Genomic DNA, 19907 nt, shown 5'->3' on the forward strand with positions numbered 1-19907 from the left:
CCCGCCCGCCCGGCCCGCGCCGGCCCTCGTCGGCCGGCGCGGGGAGTGACCGGGGCGGCGTCGGCCGGCCGGCTCCGGGCCGGCGTCACTCGGTCCGCAGGCCCGCCGGCCGGGTCAGCCGCCACAGGGCGGGCAGGCTCGCGCCGGTGACCAGCAGCACCACGCCGCCGCCGAGGGCGACCCCGAGGCCGACCACCGGCCAGCTCACCGAGACCGGCGCGCCGACCATGCGCAGCAGCACCGCCCCGAGGCCCAGGCCGAAGGCGACGGCGAGGCCGAGCCCGACGAGCACCGGCACGCCCGCCTGCCACAGCACTGACAGGCCTAGCGTGCGGCGCGGGGTGCCGACGGCGGCCAGCATGGCCAGCAGGCGGCGGCGCTCCCGCAACTGCTCAAGCACGCCGACGAGCATGCTCGCGCCGAGCAGCAGCAGGGTCACCGCGACGCCGACGACGAGGCCGCGCTTGACGTTGACGAACTGCGTGGCCTGGCGTTCCTCGTCCAGCGCCATGACCCGGGCGCGCACGTCCACCTCGGCGGCGGCGTTGCGGACCCGCTCCAGCGCGTCGGGGTCGTCCGGGTCGAGGCTGAGCAGCGCCTGCGCTCGCAGCCCGGTCCAGGCGGCGTCGGCCGCACCGGGGGTGACCAGCAGGCCCGCGCCGATCCAGCCGGCGGGGTCCGGTATCGCCGGCACGGTGCGCAGCCGCCGCGGCAGGGTCCAGGCCGTCTCGCTTCCGCTCACGGTCACCCGGTCGCCGGGGCCGAAGCCGGTGAGCTGCTGCTCGCCGGCCGGCGGTTGGGCGAGGAAGACGTCGCCGTCGGCGCAGGGGCCGAGCCGGGCGTACTCGGCCAGGGTGGCGCAGTCGCCGATGCGCACCTCGGCGGTGCGGTTGGCCGCGCCCCTCCCGAGCGCGAAGGTGCCCGACGTGCCCGCGCTGCGGGTGACGCCCGGCGCGGCGGCCAGCCGGGCCAGCGCCGCGCCGGGATCGGGCAGCTCGTCGAAGTTGACGAACACCTGGGCCCGGGAGGTGTCCTGGCCGGTGCGGGTGGTGAACCGCGCCTCCACCCCGGCGACGAGCATCTGCAGGCCGATGCTGCCCGCCACCGCCACCGCCACGCCGCTGACCAGGCGCGCGGAGGTGGCGCTGTCCAGTTGCAACCGGCGCACCGCGAGCTGCCAGGGGACCGGGCCGCCGCGCAGCCGGCGTACGGCGAGGTCGACCAGCCAGGGCAGCAGGGTGACCGTGCCGACCAGCAGCAGCACCGCCCCCGCCGCCACCTGGTAGTCGGCGGTGTCGGCGCGGCCCTCGCCCACACCGGTCAGCGGGTAGAGCAGCGCCAGCCCGGCGGCCGGCAGCAGCAGCCGCCACCACAGGCGGCGACGCACGGCCGCGCCCTGGCGGCTCACCCCGAGGGGCTCGACGACGACCCGGCGCAGCGCGACGAGCGCCACCAGCACGGCGAGCACCGGCACCGCGACCGCGACCGCCGCCACCAGGGCCGGGGCGGGGCGCAGGTCCGCCGCGTACACGCTGATGTCGCGGAGGGTGACCAGCGGGGCGAGCTGTCGGCCGGCGGCGAACAGGACGCCGCCGACGGCGAGGCCGAACACCGCGCCGGCCGCCGCCTCGCCCGCGGCGATCCGCCGGACCATCGCGGTGTCGGCGCCGAGCAGGCGCAGGGCGGCGAGCCGGCGGTCCCGGCGGTCCCCGCCGAAGCGGACCGCCGCGCCGACGAAGACGACGATCGGCAGCAGCAGCACCACGACGACGACCACGACGAGGACCATCAGCACGGGCGAGAACTCCTCGCCGGGTTCCCCGCCGCCGAACTGGTCGCGCCGCACGGCCCACTCGTCGGTCAGGTCCGCGCTGCCGAGATAGAAGGCCAGCTCAGCCGGGCCGGCGAGGCCCTGCGCGCCGATCGTGCCGGCGACCCGCCCGCCGCCGAGCCGGGGCGCGAACAGCGGGCCGTCGGGCGAGTCGAGCAGGTCCCGCAGCGCCGGGGAGACGACCACCTCGCCGGCCCCGGGCAGCCGGGCCAGCCCCGGCGGGACCGGCGCGGCCGGCCCCTCGGCGCGCACGATCCGGCCGCGCACCGGGTGGTCCCGGAATTCGGTGTCGGCAAGGGCGACGAGCACGGTGTTGGCTGCGGCGACCCGCTCGGGTCGCCACCCGGTGTCGTTGCGGGCCTCGTTGCGGACCGCCCGGGCGTCGAGCGCGCCCGGCACGGCGGCGGCGAGCAGCAGCATGGCCACCCCGATGCCGACGCCGAGCGCGGTCAGCGCCGCCCGCGTCCACCCGTCCCGGCCGCCGGTGACGGCCATCCGCGCGCCCATCCACAGGTCGGCCAGCACCCGGCCCCGCTTACGCGGCCCGGTCACGCGGCCGGCTCCAGGCTGCGGGTGCGGCCGTCGCGCACCACGACCTCCCGATCCGAGTACGCGGCCACCCGCGCCTCGTGGGTCACCAGCACCACGGCGGCACCGGTGTCCCGGGCCGCCCCGGTCAGCAGCCGCATGACCCGCTCGCCGTGCAGCGAGTCCAGCGCGCCGGTCGGCTCGTCGGCGAAGACGACCCGGGGGGCGGTGACCAGCGCCCGGGCCACGGCGACACGCTGGCCCTGCCCGCCGGAGACCTCGCCGGGGCGCTTGCCGGCCACGTCGCCGACCTCCAGCCGGCCGAGCCACTCGGCGGCGCGCCGCTCCGCCTCCCGCCGCCCGACCCGTTCCAGCCGCAGCGGCAGGGCCACGTTCTCCAGGCAGGTCAGTTCGGGCACGAGCTGCCCGAACTGGAACACGAAGCCGAACTGCCCCCGCCGCAGGGCGCTGAGCTCCCGGTCCGACATTGCGGTCAGGTCCGCGCCCCGGTAGGTCACCCGCCCCGAGTCGGGGCGGACGATGCCGGCGAGGCAGTGCAGCAGGGTCGACTTGCCGGAGCCGGACGGGCCCAGCACCGCCAGCACCTCGCCGGCCCGGACGGTCAGCGACGCCCCGGCGAGCGCCGGGGTGGGGCCGAAGGCGAGGTGCAGCCCCTCGGCGACGAGCAGCTCCTCCGCCGGGCTGCTCCGGTCGTGGCCGTCCGCCGGCGTTGCGCCGTCGGCGCGCGTGCCCGTCATCGCCGCACCGCCGTCGGCGTGGATGCCCGTCATCGCCGCACCGCCTCGGCCAGCTCGTCCAGCCGGGCCGCCGTCAGCTCCAGCCAGCGCAGGTCGGCCTCCAGGTGGAACAGGGCGTGGTCGCAGATGAGCCGCTCGGCCAGGTCGCCGGAGTCCCGACGCCGGGTCAGCTCGCGCATCAGCCGCAGATGCTCGGCACGCTGCGTGTCGAGCAGGTCGGCGGCGGAGCGGCCGGTGAGCAGCGCCAGCACCACCTTGGTGTAGAGGACGCTGTGCAGGTACGGCTCGGGCTTCTCCGGCTGGGACAGCCAGCGCCGCACGTCGGTCACCCCGGCCTCGGTGATCGCGTACCGCTTGCGGTCGGGGCCCTCGCCGGCCTCGACCGAGTCGACCTCGACGAGGCCGTTGCGCAGCAGCCGGGACAGGGTGGCGTAGACCTGGCCGAAGTGCAGCGGGCGGGCCTGGCCGAAGCGCTCGTCGTAGGCGCGTTTCAGGTCGTAGCCGTGGCGGGGGGTGGACTCCAGGAGCCCGAGGAAGGTCTGACCGATCGACATGGCCGCGACTATACACACCACGTATACACATGGTGGATAGGCAGGTCGGAAGAGGGGCCCTCCCCGTCGGGGAGGGCCCCGCAGCGTACGCGTGGCGGAAGCGTCAGCCGGCGTCGAGCACCGGAGGGACTCCCGGGTCGCCGTCCCGCCAGACCATGTCGTCCTCCGTCAGCCAGGTCAGCCGCTCGTCGGACTCGTCGTCGTCGGCCCGCCCGCGCCCGCCGAGCACGCCCGCCCGGCCGCCGCCGGTGCCGTTCGCGCCCACCCGGCCCACGCCCGTGGCGGCCCGGTGCTCGGCCCCCGCCAGGCCACCCGCCGGCCGGGCCGCCACCGTCGCGCCCGTGCGGGCCGACCCGGCCAGGGAGCCGGTGCCGCCGCCGAGCACGCCGACCGGCGCCCCGGCGGGCGCGCCGAAGAGCAGCCCCGCCCCGGCCCCGGCCGACGCGGCGGCCGTCACGCCGCCCGCCGTGCCCACCGGGCCAGCCGGCACGCCGCCGCCGAGCGGCGCAGCGCCGGCCAGGGACGTGCCGGTGTCGAGGTCGGTGCCGCCGGTCCCGTCCGTGCCGCCCGGCGACGTCGACCCGTCGTCGTTCCCGCCCGTCGTCCCGGTGTTCGGCCCGTCCGTCAGGTTGCCCGGGGCGTCCACCGTCGCGTGACCCGTGGTCGGGTTGCCGAAGCCGCCGCCCGGCGCGCTCCTCGGGGCGTGGGCCCCGGGACCGGCCGTCGGCGTCGACGTGCTGGTGCTCGGGTCGTACGGCAGGTCGCCGTCCGGCGGCGGCGGGTCGACCAGCCGGCCGTACGCCGACAGGTCGTAGCCGGCCGCCAGCTCGGCGACCACCTGGACCATCCGCCGGTGCGCCTTCTCCTGCTCGGCCTTGTCCTGCTCGTGCCCCAGGAAGCCGCCGACGATCGCGCCCGGCAGGCCGCCGGTGAGGCCGCCCGTGATCGCCCCGGAGACCGTCTTGTCGTGGTCGTCGGTCTCGGCCGGGCTCTCCGCCTGCTTCTGCGCGGCGCGCAGGTCGGTGGCCATCAGCGTCAGCCCCTGCCGCACGTCGGCCATCCCCTCGGAGAGGGTCGTCGAGTAGTCGACGATCAGCGACACCCGCCGCTGGAACTCCCGGCCGGCGTCGCCCGTCCAGCCGTTGGCCAGCTTCTCCAGGTCGGCGCGCAGGTCGCGGGCGAGGTCGTCGAGGGTGCCCTTCATGGAGCTCCAGCTGCTGGCGAGACCGTCGATCTGCTCGGGGTCGCCGGCCCGCACGGCGTCGTAGAGCCGCTGGTGGCTGACGTTCTCGTAGCGCGCCGTGTATTCAGACACGAGGGTCGTCCCTCCCGTTCAGCGCGTCGTCGACCCCGGTCAGCGCGGCGGCGATGTCGGCGGCGTTGGCCGCGTTGCGCGCCTCCGTGGTCCGGTAGTTGGTCAGGATCGTGCCGGTCGCGCTCTGCGCCGCCTTCACCGCGTCGCGCAGCCGCTCGACCCGCTGCGCGTAGCTCGTCTGCAGGGCCGAGTAGCGGCGGGCGTTGCTGGTCGCGTCGGCGAACGTGCCCAGATCCGGCGGCCGGCACTGCAACTCGGTGGTGAGCTTCCTGAGCACGGCCTCGGCCTCGGTGAGCCGCGCGGCCAACCGTCGCTGGAAGTCCTCCAGGGACAGTACGTCGACTGTCGTGCGCCCGGTCATGGCATTCCCCGTACGTCGTCGATAACCGTTGGCGAGGATCAGGTTAGTGGACGGCGACCAGACCGGGCGACCCGTGACGACGCCCCACGGCAGCGGCTGCGTGCCCGTGCGGCAGCGCCGACGTGCCCGGCGGCAGCGGCTACGTGCCCGGGGCGAAGTAGGCGAGCGCGTCCTGGCGTTCCAGGGCGGGACCCGTCGGGATGAGGGCCAGCAGCGACGCGGGCACCGCCAGCGGCTGCACCCCGCCGTAGCCGAGGGCGGTCAGCGCGTCGCCCGACCGGGTGCCCAGCGGGTGGCGTACCCCCTGGGCGGTGACCAGGTAGACCGTCGAGCCCGGCGCGCCCGCGCCGCCCTCCCCGGCGCCCGGCGCGGCCTGGACCAGCACGCCCCTGCCGCCCGGCAGCAGCACCTGCTCGGCGGTGCGGACCGCGTCGCGGGCCCCCTGCCGGACCGGGGTCGCGGCCGGGCCGGTCAGCTCGGTCGGCACCCGGTCGAAGACCTCCAGGGTGGTGGTGGGCGGCGCGTCGGCCGCCGACCTGCGGTAGGTGGCGCAGAGCACCGTCCGGCCCGCCTGCACCGGGTGCAGCGTCGGCAGGGTGCGCGGCGTGCCCTCCGGCTCCACCCGCTGCCGGGTCAGCAGCCGGCCGGCCTCGTCCGGGGTGATGTCGGTGATCCGGCCGCCGTCGCGCAACAGCAGCAGGGCGCTGACCTCGCCGATCGACGCCAGTCCCTCCCGGGTCAGCACGTAGTGCTGGCCGGCGGCCCGGAACACGTCGCCGACCCGGGCCGGCCCGTCGCCCACGGCCTGCCGGCCGGTCTCGCCGTCGCCGGGCAGCTGCGGCTCGCGGAGCACCGGCCCCGCCGGCACGGCGTTGAGCAGTTGCTCGCCGACCGTGAGCGTGGTGGCCCCGGCCATCCGCAGCGCGGCGGTCGCCGGGTCCCCGCCGGCGATCCGCAGCCGGGCGTCGCCGGTGAGCAGGTAGCGCCGGCCGTCCACGGTGGCCAGCACCGCGCGGTCGCCCAGCGGCGTGCCGCCGGCGAGCGGCCGGTCGATCACCACGTGCGTGGTCGACCGGTCGGGAGCGGCCGGGTCCGGCACGTCGCAGACCGACCAGGGCAGCCCGACCAGCGCCTTCCGGTCGGGCAGCGCGTCCGGCGCGCCGACGATCCCGATGGTGCGCCCGCGCGGCCGGTCCGCGATGGACGCCCGCGACATGGTCCGCACCGTCGGGTCCGCCTCGTCGAGGACGAGCCGGGCCGAGGCGTAGTTCAGGGTCGGGTGCAGCAGGCCGTCCACGTAGACGTACGTCGCGCCGGTCTCCCGCTCGATCACCAGCGTGTTCGCCTCCAGCGGCGCGGCGTTGCCGGTGAGCTGGCCGTATGCGCCGACGCCGCCGAGCACCACCGCCGCGGCGACCACGCTGCCGACCACGGCCAGCCCGAGCCGCCGCATCGGCAGGTTCGTCGTCTCGGGGTCGCCGGAGAGCAGCGCGGAGACGATCCGGCGGGTGACGAAGCGGTACGCCTGCACCTGGTCGCGGCGGGTCCGCATGAGCTACCTCCGGCGGCGGGTCGGGCCGCGACGATCGAGCCCGACGACGGGGTGGGCCGTGGCGATCAGGTCCGAGCGCCGCCACGGGCTTCCCTACGATAAGGGGCCGCCGTCCACGCGGGGCGGGGGCCGCCGCCCGCCAGGCCGCCCGCCAGGAGAGCCGCTGTCGAGAAGGGACGCCACCGATGACGCAGGTCCAGGCGCCACCCGGTCGTACGGCCGCCGGCCCGGCCGATCCGCCCGCCCGGCCCGCCCCGCCCGACCGCGCGGTGGTCCCCGCCGACCGGCGCAGCCGGGGCCGGCTCGGCCCGGTCGTCGTCGGCCAGCTCGTCGTGGCGGAGCTGGCCGCGCTGGCCGGCTACGCCGCGCTCGGCGGACCCCCGTGGCTGGTCGGCGTCGTCGGGGTCGTCGCGGTGGCGGCCGTCGCCGCCGCCTTCGCCCGCCGGGGCGGCCGCTGGTGGTACGAGGACCTGCTGCTGCGCCGCCGGCTGCGGCTGCGCCGGGAGGAGGCGCGGGCGGCGGCGGGCGGCGACACGGGCGAGGCGCGGCTGGCCGTCGTCGCCCCCGAGCTGACCATGATCGAGCTGACCGAGCGCGGCACCCGCCTCGGCGTCGGCCAGGACGTCCGGGGCTGGTTCGCCGCCGTGGCGCTGGACCCGCCGCCCGGCGCTCCCGCCGGCTCGATCGACGCGGCGGTGGTGGACCGGGCGCTGGCCGTGCTCACCGAGTTCACCGCGCCGGTGTCGCTGGCCCAGGTCGTCTCGCACACCCTCGTCTGGTATCCGGCACCGGGCGCGCCCCCGGCCGCCCACCGCACCGTCTGGGTGGCCGTACGGCTGTCCGTGCGCGACGCCCGCGCCGAGGCGGTGACCCGGGGCGGCGGGACGCTCGGCGTGCACCGCACCGTCGCCGCCGCGGTCGGCCGGCTCGGCAAGGCGCTGCACGCCGCCGGCCTGCGCCACCGGGTCCTGGGCCGGGACGAGCTGCGCGCCGCGCTGGTCTCCGGGGCCGGCCTGGACCTGACGCCCGAGCCGCAGGCGGAGACCTGGACCGGGTTGCGCGGCGGCGGCTGGACCCAGCGCTGCCTGGCCCTGCGCGCCCGCGCCGGCGCCACCTGGGGGCCGCTGGTGGACGCCGTCACCGCCACCTCCGCGCCGTCGCACACGTTCGCGGCCGTGGCCCGCCCCGGCGACCGGCCCGGCCCGCCGCTGCTGCGCGTCGCCGCCCCGGCCGACCACGTCGAGGCGCTGGTCACGGTGGTCCGGGACGTCGCCCGCCGGGCGGGCACGCCGGCCCGGCCGCTGGACGGCGAGCACGGCCCCGCCGCCTGGGCCGCCGCCCCGACGGCCCGCCGCGTCGTCGACCACCGACCCGACTGAGCCCTCCCCGCAGGGCGGTCAGGGGCGGAGGTTGACGATCCAGCCGTAGAGGCCGCAGACCCAGACCGCCAGGGGCACCAGGGAGATGATCAGCAGGACCTCGACGATGTCCAGCAGCCGTCCCCAGACCGGCGAGATCCGCTTGCCCGCGACGGTCAGCCCGTAGATCAGGCTGACCACGGCCGCCACCACCAGCCCGCCGAGGACCACGCCGAGCCGGACGGCCGCCCCGCCCGCGGCGAACGTGGCCGCCGCCGTCAGGCCCAGCCCGAGGCCCCCGGCCAGCAGCACCGGAACGCGTTGGGCGCGGCCGAGGAACGGCCGGGCGCGCAGCAGCGACAGCAGGGCCAGCACCAGGCAGAGCAGCACCGCCGGCAGCCGGCCGTCGAGGGCGAGCACGGCCTCCCCGCCCAGCACCAGCAGGGCGACCGTCCACAGCAGGCCGGTGAGGAACTCGTCGGCCCGCTCGCTGCGCCGCAGCACGCTGCGACCGTCGACGGTCTCCGTGTCGGTCTTGAGGTCGTCGGGGCCGGTCGGGATGGACGGCACGGGCAGCCGGGCCAGCCGGTAGGCCGCCATCGGCAGCGCCGGCAGGGTGGCGAACGCGACCGTGGCGACCACCGCGGCGGCGGCCGGCGCGCCCACCGAGAACGCCAGGCTCACCACCGCGCCGAAGCCGACCGCCCCGCCGACGGCGACCGCGCCGAAGAACAGCGGCAGCCGGTCGCCGACCGCCAGCGCGGCGACCGCGCCGAACACCACCACGGCGGTCGCGGCGAGCAGCACGTGCGGGCCGGCCAGCTCGCCCAGGCCCCGGTCGCCGGCCAGCACCAGCAGGCCGCCGACGGCGGCGTGGCCGAGGCCGACCAGGGCGAGCACCGCGCCGGTGCGGCTGTCGCCGGCCGCCCGGGACAGCACGGCCGCGCCGACCAGCAGGGCGACCGCCACCAGCAGGGCGGCGATCGCCCCGGGCAGCTGCGGCGGGCCCGTGAACAGCGCCGCCAGCGCGCCGGCCGACAGCGCCGCCGCCGCGAACAGCACCGCGAACGAGCGGCTCGTGCTCACCTGCCAGCTGCCGGGGCGCTGATTCGTCGCCGTGGCCACCGCGTCCACCACGTCGTCGAAGACGATCTCCGGGGCCGCCGCCGCGCGGGGGTTGAAGTAGAGCACCTCGCCGTCGCGGACGCCGAGCTGCGCGGCCGTACGCCCACCGTCGAGCGGCTGTCCGCCGAGCCGGGCCAGGCTCCAGCCGCCGTGCCGCACCCCCTCGTCGGCGAGGTCCTCACCCGCGTACCGCAGCAGGGTCGGCAGCAGGTCCGCCAGCGGCACGTCGGCGGGGAGGGCGAGGTCCATCCTGGTCCGGGGCGCCACGATGGTGACCCGGCTAAGGCCGCCGGTCGCCGTCCTCGTCGCCACTGTGGCCTCCTCGCGTTCGCCTGCGCTCCACCCGCCCGGGCCGCCGCCGAAGTGGGTCCCCGACGCCCACGGGAGATTACCTACGATGGCCCCCACGTACGATGCCCACCCGACGGCCCGCGCCCGGTCGTCGCGCCACCCCGGCCGCACGTCACGCCGCGCCGGCCGGCGTCCGGGCCGCTTCTGGGGGAGGAGAACGCCGTGAGCACCGTCGTGTTCCGTCGGCTTCCGCGTCAACCGGGGCCGGCCCTGCCGCGCGGCGAGGTGCTGCTGGAGTCCCCGCCGGAGCTGCCCGAGCCGACCCCCCGGGGCATGGGCCAGCTCCTGATGATCCTGCCGATGGTCTGCGGCGTCGGCGCGATGGCGTTCCTCTACGCCGGCCGGGGCGGCGGCATGATGACGTACGTCGCGGGTGGGCTCTTCGGGGTCTCCATGCTCGGCATGGCGATCGGCTCGCTGAGCAACGGCGGCAACGACAAGGCCGAGCTGAACGCCGAGCGCCGCGACTACATGCGCTACCTGGCCCAGATGCGCAAGCGCACCCGGCGCGCGGCCGAGCAGCAGCGGGCCGCCATGACCTGGCGGCACCCGGAGCCCGACGCGCTCTGGTCGATCGCCGCGTCGCGCCGGCTGTGGGAACGCCGGGTCACCGAGGACGACTTCGGCGAGGCGCGGATCGCCGTCGGCCCGCAGCGGCTGGCGGTGGAGATCGTGCCGCCGGAGACGAAGCCGGTGGAGGACCTGGAGCCGATGAGCGCGATCGCGCTGCGCCGGTTCGTCCGCGCCCACTCCACGGTGCCGGACCTGCCCACCGCGCTGTCGGTGCGGGCGTTCTCGCGGGTGGTGCTGCGCGGCGAGCGGGAGCCGGTGCTCGACCTGGCCCGGGCCACGATCGGTCAGCTCGCCACCTTCCACGCCCCGGACGACCTGGTCGTCGTCGTGGTCGCCGCCGACGACCGGCAGCCGGCCTGGGACTGGGTGAAGTGGCTGCCGCACGCCCAGCACCCCGGCCGCGCCGACGCGGCGGGGGCCCGCCGCCTCGTTTTCGCCACCCTCGCCGAGGCCGAGGAGTCCCTCGCCGACGAGCTGGCCGGCCGGGCCCGGTTCAGCCCGGACGCCAAGCCGCTGACCACCGCGCCGCACCTGGTGGTGGTCGTCGACGGCGGCGAGGTCGCCGCCACCTGCCAGCTCACCGGGCCGAGCCTGCTCGGCACCACCGTCGTCGACCTCTCCGGGGCCGTCCCCCGCGACGCCGGCCGCTGGCTGCTCTGCCTCGACGTCGGCGACGGCACCGCCGTCGACCTGGTCCGGGGCGCGACCACCACCCGGCTGGGCCGCCCCGACCGGCTCACCGCCGCCGCGGCCGAGGGGCTGGCCCGGCAGCTCGCCCCCTACCGCCTCTCCCAGCAGCAGGCCGGCGCGGAGGAGCCGCTGGCCCGCAGCACCGAGCTGCCGGACCTGCTCGGCGTCGGCGACGCCGCCGCCGTCGACGTGCGGCAGACGTGGCGGCCGCGCAGCCACCGCGACCGGCTGCGCATCCCGCTCGGCGTCGGCCCCGACGGCAACGTCGTCGAGCTGGACTTCAAGGAGTCCGCCCACGAGGGCATGGGCCCGCACGGCCTGGTCATCGGCGCGACCGGCTCCGGCAAGAGCGAACTGCTGCGTACGGTGGTCGCCGCCCTCGCCGTCACCCACTCCTCGGAGGAGCTGAACTTCGTCCTGGTCGACTTCAAGGGCGGCGCGACGTTCGCCTCCCTGGACGCGCTGCCGCACACCAGCGCGGTGATCACCAACCTCTCCGACGAGCTGCCGCTGGTCGACCGGATGCGCGACGCCCTGGCCGGCGAGATGAACCGCCGCCAGGAGGTGCTGCGGGCCGCCGGCAACTACGTCTCCCGCTACGAGTACGAGAAGGCGCGGGCCGCCGGCGAGGCGCTGGAGCCGATGCCGAGCCTGCTCATCATCTGCGACGAGTTCAGCGAGCTGCTCGCCGCGAAGCCCGACTTCATCGACCTGTTCGTGATGATCGGCCGGCTGGGCCGGTCGCTGGGCGTGCACCTGCTGCTCGCCAGCCAGCGGCTGGAGGAGGGGAAGCTGCGCGGCCTCGACACGCACCTGTCGTACCGGATCGGCCTGCGCACCTTCTCGGCGGTGGAGAGCCGGATCGTGCTCGGCGTGCCCGACGCGTACGAGCTGCCCAGCGCCCCCGGCCACGGCTACCTCAAGACCGACACCGCCACCATGCTGCGGTTCCGCGCCGCGTACGTGTCCGGCCCGTACCGGGCCCCGGGCGAGCAGGCGCGCTCGGCGCAGGCGCTGGTGCGCCGCCGCATCGTGCCGTACGGCACGGAGTTCGTGCCGGTGCCCGCCCCGGACCTGACGGCGGAGCCGGTGGCCGAGCCGGAGCAGCCGGCCGAGGGCAAGGCCGTGGCGATGCTCGACGTGCTGATCGGTCGGCTCGCCGGCCAGGGTCGCCCCGCCCACCAGGTGTGGCTGCCGCCGCTGTCGGAGCCGCCGAGCCTTGCGGACCTGCTCGGCCAGCTCGCCGTCGACCCGACGTACGGCCTGACCACCGCCGGCTGGGCGGGCCGGGGCCGGCTCACCGTCCCGGTCGGGGTGGTCGACCGCCCGTACGAGCAGCGGCGCGACCCGATGATGGTGGAGCTGGCCGGCGCGGGCGGCAACGTGGTGATCGTCGGCGCGTCGCTGTCCGGCAAGAGCACTCTGCTGCGGTCGCTGCTCGCCTCGCTGGCGCTCACCCACACCCCGCGCGAGGCGCAGTTCTTCTGCCTCGACTTCGGCGGCGGGGCGCTGCGCAGCCTGGACGGGCTGCCGCACACGGCGGGGGTGGCCGGCCGGCGGGACACCGAGGCGGTCCGCCGCACGGTCGCCGAGGTGGTCGGGATCATCGACGAGCGGGAGCAGCGGTTCGCCCAGCACGGCATCGACTCGGTGGCCGCGTACCGGCGTCGCCGGGCGGCCGGCGAGTTCGCCGACGACCCGTTCGGCGACGTGTTCCTCGTGGTGGACGGCTGGAACACCCTGCGCCAGGAGTACGAGGAGCTGGAGCAGACGATCACCAACCTGGCCAACCGGGGGCTGGGCTTCGGCATCCACGTGGTGATCACGGCGGTGCGCTGGGCGGAGATCCGGATCAACCTGCGCGACCTGCTCGGCACGAAGCTGGAGCTGCGCCTCGGCGACGCGGCCGAGTCGGAGATCGACCGGCGGGCCGCGCAGAACGTGCCGGAGAAGACCCCCGGTCGTGGCCTGACCCGCGACAAGCTGCACTTCCTGGCGGCGGTGTCGCGGATCGACGGCCGCCGCGACGTCGACGACCTGACGGAGGCGTCGGTCGCCCTGGCCGGGCACGTGGCGCGGGCGTGGCCGGGCACCCCCGCCCCGAAGGTACGGCTGCTGCCGCGCCGGCTGCCCCTGGCCGAGCTGGCCCGGGTGGCCGACCGGTCGGCGCCGGGCCTGCCGATCGGGGTGAACGAGCAGGCGCTCGCCCCGGTCCACCTGGACCTGGCCAGCGAGCCGCACCTGACGGTGTTCGGCGACGCCGAGTGCGGCAAGACCAACCTGCTGCGGGTGATCGCCCGGGGGATCGTCGAGCGCTACACCCCGGCCCAGGCCCGCCTGGTCATCGCCGACTACCGGCGTGGCCTGCTCGGCGCGGTCGAGGGCGAGCACCTGCTCGACTACGCCCCGTCCAACCAGGTCTTCGCCCAGGGGCTCGCGTCGATCCGCAGCGCCCTGTCCAACCGGCTGCCCGGCCCCGACGTCACCACCGCCCAGCTCCGCGACCGGAGCTGGTGGAAGGGGCCGGACCTCTACATCCTGGTGGACGACTACGACCTGGTCGCCTCCGGTGGCAGCAACCCGCTCAGCGCCCTGCACGAGCTGCTGCCGCAGGCCCGCGACATCGGCCTGCACCTGATCGTCACCCGCCGGATGGGCGGGGTGGCGCGGGCGCTGTACGAGCCGGTGCTGCAACGCCTGCGCGAGCTGGACTCGCCCGGCCTGCTGATGTCCGGCGCCCGGGAGGAGGGGCCGGTCTTCGGCACGCTGCGCCCGAGCCCGCAGCCGCCGGGCCGGGGCACGCTGGTGCGGCGGCGCGACGGCCAGCAGCTCATCCAGACGGCCTGGTCCGATCCGGCCTAGCCGCGTTCCGTCGGGGCCGGGGACGGACGCGGAGTGACCCGGTCCGGTAGCGTCGGGCCGATCGTCGATCGTGCAGAAGGGACCGTGGTGAGCACCTCGGGGGGATACGGGGGCGGCGGCGCCGTCGAGAACATGTTGCGTCAGGCGCAGGAGCAGCAGCGCCGGTTGGCCGAGTTGCAGCGGCGGCGCGCCGAGCTGCGGGTGCCGGGGGAGAGCCCGGACGGCCTGGTCCGGGTCACGGTCGACGGCGAGATGAAGATCGGCGACATCGAGATCAACGCCCGGGCGATGCGGCTGGACAGCTTCTCCCTCGCGGAGTCGCTCCAGGCCGCGATCGACGCGGCGTACGCGGCCTTCGGCGAGCAGCAGCAGGAGCTGCTCACCGAGATGCTCGGCGGCTCCGAGCTGGTCAGGAAGGCCCAGGACGGCACCCTGACCCCCCAGGACTGGTTCCGCCGGTTCGGGGTGGACCTGGACGACCCGTTCCGCGGCCTGCGCCGCTGAGCCCGGCAGGGAGACACGGATGGCGAACAAGGTCGACGTCGAGGCGATCCGCAAGGCGGGCCGCAAGCTGGACGCCCCGGACGGCCCGATCCAGTACCTGCGCAACGTGCAGGCGCTGCTGGAGAGCGTGAAGCTGCCGAGCGGGTCGCTGACGTTCCTCGGCGGCGCGACCGTCGATGCGCACAACGCCTCGGTCGACGGCCACCTGGAAAACGTGAAGACCGGCGTCGAGCACCTGCACCGGGCGGCCGAGCAGCTCGAACAGACCGCCAAGAACTGGGAGAAGTCGGACCAGCCCTGGGTGGTCAAGTGACCGCCCGGGAGCACCACGGGGGGAGCAGCCGATGACGGAGATCCTGATCGCGAACGCGGCCGGAACGGTGACCGGCACGCACACCGTCGCCGCGGCGACGGCACCGGTGCGGGGGCTGCTCCCGGCGGCCCGGGCCAACATCGCGTGGCTGGTCGGCGCGGGCCTCCTCGGCGCGTGGATCGCCTACCTCGAGACGTTCGACAACGACGAGGTCAACAGGTCCATCAAGGAGTGGGGCGACGCCGCCCGGCTGCTCGGCGCGGACCAGTTCGGCGAGGCCCTCGGGCAGGTGCCGCCGTCCGACGAGGAGTGGGACTTCGACGACCGGGACGCGTTCGAGCTCTTCCTCCGCAAGCTGGGGGCGGAGATCAACTCGCTGGCCGAGGCGTTCACCGCCAACAAGGAGAGCCTCACCGCCGCCCGCGACGCCTTCAACGACGCCGTGAACGCGCTGGTCGAGGCGCTCGTCCCGATCCTGATCGCGGTGATCGCGGCGGTCGCCCTCCAGGCGTTCCCGGCGACCGCGCCCATCGCCGAGGCGATCGGGGTGGCCGGGCTGACCGTGAGCGTGGCGATCCTCGCCCTGGTCTTCGGCGACATCAGCGCGCTGTTCACCAGCCTGATGGCGGGGCTGCAGAACAACAACCGGTTCGCCTTCGTGTCGGACTCCCGCCCCGGCTGGGCGGCCACCGGCGCCGACCCGGACATCAAGGACATCAAGATCGACTGGGTCAAGGACTCCAAGTTCTACCAGTGAGAGGCGGCGACCTTGTTTGCGCTCACCATGCTTTCCCTGGTCTGCATCCCGGCCTTTCTCGTGCTGGGGCTGATCGCCCAGCTCTCGAAGGCGACCTGGGCCAGGCGGGCCACCGAGATCGCGGCCCTGACGGGCGTCGCCGCGCTGCTGCCGGTGGTGATCGAGCGGGCCTTCGAGAAGCCGGTGCTCTGGCCGGTCGTGGTGCTGCTGGCCGCGATTCTGGTGTTCGGCGTGGCGATGCACGTGCGGTCCTACCGCCAGCCCTCCTGACGTTCGTGGACCGGGTCCGATGAGGACCTTCCCCCGCAGGAACCGCCCCGGCGCGGCGACGGCGGCGTGCTGACAGGGCTGCGCGGCGTGGACGGGGTCGGTTACGGTGCATCCTGAATGTCCGTCGGTGGGGTTGGTCGCCTTGCCACGGGGGAGGGGCGCGGCAGATTTCCGCCGCCACAACGATGACGGAAGGGTGTGAAGCATGGCGTTCGAGGTCGACGCATCGACTCTGCATACCGCGGCGAATGACGTGCGGTCCACGCGCGGCGATGTCGACGGTGAGCTCAAGAAGCTGTGGAACGTGGTCGACGACCTGGCGATGGCCTGGAAGGGGCAGGCATCCTCGGGCTTCCAGCAGCTCATGCTGCGCTGGAACGAGGACACGGCCAAGCTGCTGACCGCGATGGACAACATCGCCGACCTGCTCGACAAGTCCGGCACGACCCACCAGGTCAACGACGAGGAGCAGCAGCAGATGCTGGACAAGTTCCACGCTGCGCTGAACCCGTGACCGGCAGCCAGGCGTAGGGGAGGAAATCATGAGCATCAAGGTCGACTACGCGGTTCTCGAGAGCAGCAACCAGCAGATGACCGCCATCTCGCGGACCATCGACGAGAAGCTCGACACGCTGCGGTCCATGCTGAGCAAGCTGCACTGGGAGGGCGAGGACCGCACCGCCTACGAGCAGCACCAGGCGCAGTGGGACGCCGCCGTCCGGGACATCAACAAGATCCTGAACGACATCGGCGGCGCGGTCGGCATCGCCCGCGAGAACTACGTCACCACGGAGATGAGCAACTCCAAGGTGTGGAACAGCTGAGCTGACGCGGGAACGGCTCCGGTCCGGTCGAGCCGGATCGGAGCCGTTCTGCGTGAGGGCCGACGAGAGCCGGGGGGAACGATGCACACGGGGGGACACCGCCGACCGCTGCTGCGGTCCGCCGCCGCCACGCTGGCGCTGGTCACCCTCGCCGGTGGCGGCCTGCTCGCCGCGCCCGCCCCGGCGCGCGCCGCCGACACGGTGCGCGGCCTCCAGTGGCACCTCGACTCGTTGCGCATTCCCGAGGCGCACAAGCTGTCCCGGGGCAAGGGCGTCACGGTCGCGGTGATCGACGGCGGGGTCTACGCCGCCCACCCCGACCTGCGCGGTCAGGTCCTGAAGGGCACCTCGCTGTCCAGCGCGGTACGCGCCGACGGCCACGCCGACCCGGATCGCGAGCATGGCCACGGCACCGCGATGGCCGGCATCATCGCCGGTCGGGGCGGCGGGCCCATGCGCCTGCTCGGCATCGCCCCGGAGGCGAGGATCCTGCCGGTCGCGCTGGGCCAGCCCCGCGAATACGACATCGCGGGTGGCATCCGCTGGGCGGCCGACGCCGGAGCCGACGTGATCAACCTGTCCGTCGGCACCGCCGGCGACGATCCGCAGGTCACCGAGGCCGTCCGGTACGCGCTCGGCAAGGGCGCGGTGCTGGTGGCCGCCGCCGGCAACCGCAGCACCAACCAGGCCGTGCCGACTCCGGCCAACGTGCCCGGCGTGCTCGCGGTCGGGGGCACCGCGAAGAACGGCTCGCGGTGGGGCGGGTCGGTCACCGGCCCGGAGCTGGTGCTCGCCGCGCCTGGTGAGCGGATCATCAGCTCGGTGCCGCCGCCGGTGTCGCCGAACGGGTACGGCGTGGGCGACGGGACCAGCGACGCGGCGGCGATCGTCTCCGGGGTCGCCGCGTTGGTGCGGTCCCGCTATCCCCGGCTCGACGCCGCGAACGTGGTCAACCGGCTGATCCGCACCGCGCGCGACCGGGGCGCACCCGGCCGCGACCCGGAGTACGGCTTCGGCGGGGTCGACGTGCTGGCCGCGCTGACCGCCACCGTGCCCGAGGTGGACGGCAATCCGCTGCTGACCGGCGCTTCCCCGAGGCCGGGCGACCCCGACGCCGACTCCCCGGCCGACGACTCCGACGACGGTCGGCCGGCGGTCTCCTTCGGCCTGGCGGACAACGCCCCGATCCAGCTCGCGCTCTGCCTGCTGGCGGTGCTCCTGGCCGGCGTGGTGATCGTGGTGCTGGTCGTGGTCAACCGCCGGGCGGCCCGCCGCCGGGTCCCGTCCGGCCCGCCGGGCCCTCGGCCGCAGAGCCCGCCGGGCCCGTACCCGCACAACCCGCCGGGCCCGCACGGGTACGCCCCGCCGCCGGGCCCGCACCCGCACGGGCCGCCGCCGGGTCCGGCCGGCGGGCACCCGCACGACCCGGCGGGGCCGCCGGGCCCGCAGCCGCGCTGACACCGACACCTGAGATACGGGGCCAGGGGAGGGCACCATGAGCGACGAACGGAACGACCCGGACCGGGTGGAGGTCGACCTGCCCGTGCCGTTGCCGATCAACCCGCTGTACCCGGGGATGGGCGACATCCGGGGGATCAGCTTCGACCGGACCGGCGTGGATCAGGCCGAGACGCCGAGCGGTGTGGTCGCCGGCAAGGGCGAGAAGGGCGTCCAGACGGAGTGGGACGCCGGCAACCTCGACTCGGCCATCACCTGGCTGGAGACGCACGCCAGCTACCTCCACCGGCTCTCCTACGACATGGCCGACATCTCCGAGAAGCTCGGGGGCGGCCAGGCCGTCGCCGGCAAGGGGCCGCTCGGCGGCTTCCCGTACGCCCTCCAGCTCGCCCAGCGGCACCAGCAGGTCTACACCGGCACGGAGGGCGGGCTGCGCACCCTCTCGGAGAACCTGTACTCGGCGGCCGAGGCGCTGCGCACGGTCAAGCGCAACTACGAGACCGCCGAGGGGGCCAACGAGATGACCGCGCAGGAGATGCAGCAGGCCTTCACCGACGCCGCCCGCGGCGGCAGCTAGATCGACGGGAGCGGAGCATGGGGGACAAGAGCTGGGAGGACATGGCCCGGGAGGTCCTCGTCGAGGGCCGCCCGGCCGACGTGCAGAGCGCCGCGCTGGGCTGGCAGGAGCTGATCAAGAACGTCGATCAGGTCCGGGAGAGCCTGGAGAAGAACGTCAAGGACCTCGGCGCGGTCTGGAAGGGCCCGGCGTACGAGTCGTTCAAGACGCACATCGAGGGGCTCGCCAAGAACGCCAAGTCGATCGTCGACGACATCGACAACCCGGGGCGGGGCAAGGTCAGCATCGTGACCACCCTGGAGACGGCCGCCCGCCAGCTGGAGGACGCCCAGAACAAGATGCCGATCCCGGCGGCCTGTGTCGGTGACGTCCTGGCCGCCCGCAACGGCGAGATCACCCTCGGGGTCGGGCTCTTCGAGACCCGGGTCACGGCGGAGGTCATGGGCAGCTGGCCGGCCGAGCAGCTCGGCAAGGTGGGCGACTGGGTGACCGGCTGGTTCTCCGACCAGGAGGGCGACGCCCGCAAGGTCTACGACGAGGTCAACGGCAACTTCAAGGACCGCACCATGGAGGCGCCGGGCACGGTGACCTCCAACAACCTGGGGACCGGCCCGACGGAGGTGCCGAACCTCGGCGGCGGCCCGGGCGGCGGGGGTGCCGGCGGGGTCCCCTCGGTGGGCGGCATGCCTTCCACCGGCGGCGTCGGCGGCGCGTCCCCGACGGGCCTCGGCAAGCTGCCGGACGTCGGCGACGGCAAGCCCGACTTCGGGTCGACGACCCACCCGGACCTCACCCCGGTCACCGACCTCCCCGACACCGGGTCCGTGGACCCGGGCGGGCTGGACGACGGCTACGGGACCGGCCTGGCCGGTGCCGGCGGGCCGACCACCACCGGCCTCGGCTCGGGCGGGCTGGGCGGCGGCAGCGGCGCGGGTCTGTCCGGTGGCGGCGCGGGCGGCGGCATCCCCGGCGGCGGCGCGCTCGGCAAGACGGTCAGCCCCGGGCTGCCGCCGATGCTCGGCGGCGGTGCCGCCGGCGCGGGCCGGGGCGCCGGCCGGGGCGCGGGCGGCCGGCTCGGCGCGGGCAAGCCGGGCGCGGGCGGCATGATGGCCCCCGGCATGGGCGGCGGTGCCGCCGGTGCCCGGGGCGCGGGCGGCCGGGCCGCCGGTGCCGGTCGGCCGGGTGGCGCGACGGCGGGCCGGGGCGGCGTGGCCGGCGCGGGCGGCGGGGCCGGCTATGCCGAGGAGGAGCAGGTGCGCAACACCTGGCTGGAGGAGGACGAGGACGTCTGGGGCGCGGGCGGCGACGCCACCCCCGGCATCCTGCGCTGACGGTGCGGCGGCCCG

General features: G+C 75.9%; 18 protein-coding genes. 11 read left to right on the forward strand and 7 right to left on the reverse strand.

Annotated features, from left to right (window positions below; genetic code table 11):
- Nucleotides 1-85: 85 nt before the first annotated feature.
- The 6 genes from LPA42_RS04770 to eccB form a co-directional block, all read right to left on the reverse strand.
- Entirely contained in the window at nucleotides 86-2383 is a 2298-nt protein-coding gene (locus LPA42_RS04770; RefSeq protein WP_198956429.1) for an FtsX-like permease family protein, read from the reverse strand.
- Nucleotides 2380-3150 carry an ABC transporter ATP-binding protein gene (locus tag LPA42_RS04775; protein ID WP_228986353.1) on the reverse strand — a complete coding sequence of 257 codons (771 nt, stop codon included), beginning with the start codon at nucleotides 3148-3150 and terminating at the stop codon, nucleotides 2380-2382. Before LPA42_RS04775 ends, LPA42_RS04770 begins: the two co-directional genes overlap by 4 nt.
- Nucleotides 3147-3671 carry a PadR family transcriptional regulator gene (locus LPA42_RS04780; RefSeq protein WP_091283060.1) on the reverse strand — a complete coding sequence of 175 codons (525 nt, stop codon included), beginning with the start codon at nucleotides 3669-3671 and terminating at the stop codon, nucleotides 3147-3149. Before LPA42_RS04780 ends, LPA42_RS04775 begins: the two co-directional genes overlap by 4 nt.
- Before the next feature lie 103 nt (nucleotides 3672-3774).
- Nucleotides 3775-4986 carry a WXG100 family type VII secretion target gene (locus LPA42_RS04785; protein WP_228986354.1) on the reverse strand — a complete coding sequence of 404 codons (1212 nt, stop codon included), beginning with the start codon at nucleotides 4984-4986 and terminating at the stop codon, nucleotides 3775-3777.
- A complete protein-coding gene (locus LPA42_RS04790; RefSeq protein WP_077935833.1) occupies nucleotides 4979-5347 on the reverse strand; it encodes a hypothetical protein in 369 nt (122 codons plus the stop codon). The genes LPA42_RS04785 and LPA42_RS04790 overlap by 8 nt, the downstream gene beginning before the upstream one ends.
- Before the next feature lie 139 nt (nucleotides 5348-5486).
- Entirely contained in the window at nucleotides 5487-6899 is a 1413-nt protein-coding gene (gene eccB, locus LPA42_RS04795; RefSeq protein ID WP_077935834.1) for a type VII secretion protein EccB, read from the reverse strand.
- A gap of 185 nt (nucleotides 6900-7084) precedes the next feature.
- Here eccB and LPA42_RS04800 point away from each other — a divergent pair, with 185 nt between their 5' ends.
- Complete coding sequence (locus LPA42_RS04800) at nucleotides 7085-8278, forward strand: type VII secretion protein EccE (protein WP_077935835.1); 1194 nt, start codon at nucleotides 7085-7087, stop codon at nucleotides 8276-8278.
- 18 nt (nucleotides 8279-8296) lie between these two features.
- Here LPA42_RS04800 and eccD read toward each other — a convergent pair whose 3' ends face one another.
- Entirely contained in the window at nucleotides 8297-9694 is a 1398-nt protein-coding gene (eccD, locus tag LPA42_RS04805) for a type VII secretion integral membrane protein EccD (protein WP_077935836.1), read from the reverse strand.
- Nucleotides 9695-9895: 201 nt separating this feature from the next.
- On the opposite strand from eccD, the gene eccCa reads away from it, so the two are divergent.
- The 10 genes from eccCa (at nucleotide 9896) to LPA42_RS04855 (ending at nucleotide 19892) form a co-directional block, all read left to right on the forward strand.
- Nucleotides 9896-13858, forward strand: coding sequence for a type VII secretion protein EccCa (gene eccCa / locus LPA42_RS04810; RefSeq protein WP_077935837.1), 3963 nt, complete (start codon nucleotides 9896-9898; stop codon nucleotides 13856-13858).
- Nucleotides 13859-13942: 84 nt separating this feature from the next.
- Nucleotides 13943-14362 (forward strand): YbaB/EbfC family nucleoid-associated protein, encoded by a 420-nt coding sequence (locus LPA42_RS04815; RefSeq protein WP_228986355.1) that lies wholly within the window; start codon nucleotides 13943-13945, stop codon nucleotides 14360-14362.
- A gap of 19 nt (nucleotides 14363-14381) precedes the next feature.
- Nucleotides 14382-14675: a hypothetical protein gene (locus LPA42_RS04820; RefSeq protein ID WP_077935838.1), complete on the forward strand. Its 294-nt coding sequence runs from the start codon at nucleotides 14382-14384 to the stop codon at nucleotides 14673-14675.
- A gap of 31 nt (nucleotides 14676-14706) precedes the next feature.
- The gene (locus LPA42_RS04825) at nucleotides 14707-15432 is read left to right on the forward strand and encodes a hypothetical protein (RefSeq protein WP_077935839.1); all 726 of its coding nucleotides are present in this window, start codon (nucleotides 14707-14709) and stop codon (nucleotides 15430-15432) included.
- Between the two features lie 27 nt (nucleotides 15433-15459).
- On the forward strand, nucleotides 15460-15702 hold the full coding sequence (locus LPA42_RS04830; RefSeq protein WP_077935840.1) for a hypothetical protein: 243 nt from the start codon (nucleotides 15460-15462) through the stop codon (nucleotides 15700-15702).
- 205 nt (nucleotides 15703-15907) lie between these two features.
- Nucleotides 15908-16216, forward strand: coding sequence for a WXG100 family type VII secretion target (locus LPA42_RS04835; protein WP_043961610.1), 309 nt, complete (start codon nucleotides 15908-15910; stop codon nucleotides 16214-16216).
- Between the two features lie 28 nt (nucleotides 16217-16244).
- The gene (locus LPA42_RS04840; RefSeq protein ID WP_043961611.1) at nucleotides 16245-16526 is read left to right on the forward strand and encodes a WXG100 family type VII secretion target; all 282 of its coding nucleotides are present in this window, start codon (nucleotides 16245-16247) and stop codon (nucleotides 16524-16526) included.
- Between the two features lie 81 nt (nucleotides 16527-16607).
- Nucleotides 16608-17984 carry a type VII secretion-associated serine protease mycosin gene (gene mycP / locus LPA42_RS04845; protein WP_077935841.1) on the forward strand — a complete coding sequence of 459 codons (1377 nt, stop codon included), beginning with the start codon at nucleotides 16608-16610 and terminating at the stop codon, nucleotides 17982-17984.
- 37 nt (nucleotides 17985-18021) lie between these two features.
- The gene (locus LPA42_RS04850; protein WP_077935842.1) at nucleotides 18022-18561 is read left to right on the forward strand and encodes a hypothetical protein; all 540 of its coding nucleotides are present in this window, start codon (nucleotides 18022-18024) and stop codon (nucleotides 18559-18561) included.
- A 17-nt stretch (nucleotides 18562-18578) separates the two neighbouring features.
- Complete coding sequence (locus LPA42_RS04855; RefSeq protein WP_077935843.1) at nucleotides 18579-19892, forward strand: WXG100 family type VII secretion target; 1314 nt, start codon at nucleotides 18579-18581, stop codon at nucleotides 19890-19892.
- The last annotated feature ends 15 nt before the right edge of the window (nucleotides 19893-19907 follow it).

It is taken from the genome of Micromonospora sp. DH13, from assembly GCF_020873825.1.
Taxonomy (GTDB): Bacteria; Actinomycetota; Actinomycetes; order Mycobacteriales; family Micromonosporaceae; genus Micromonospora; species Micromonospora haikouensis.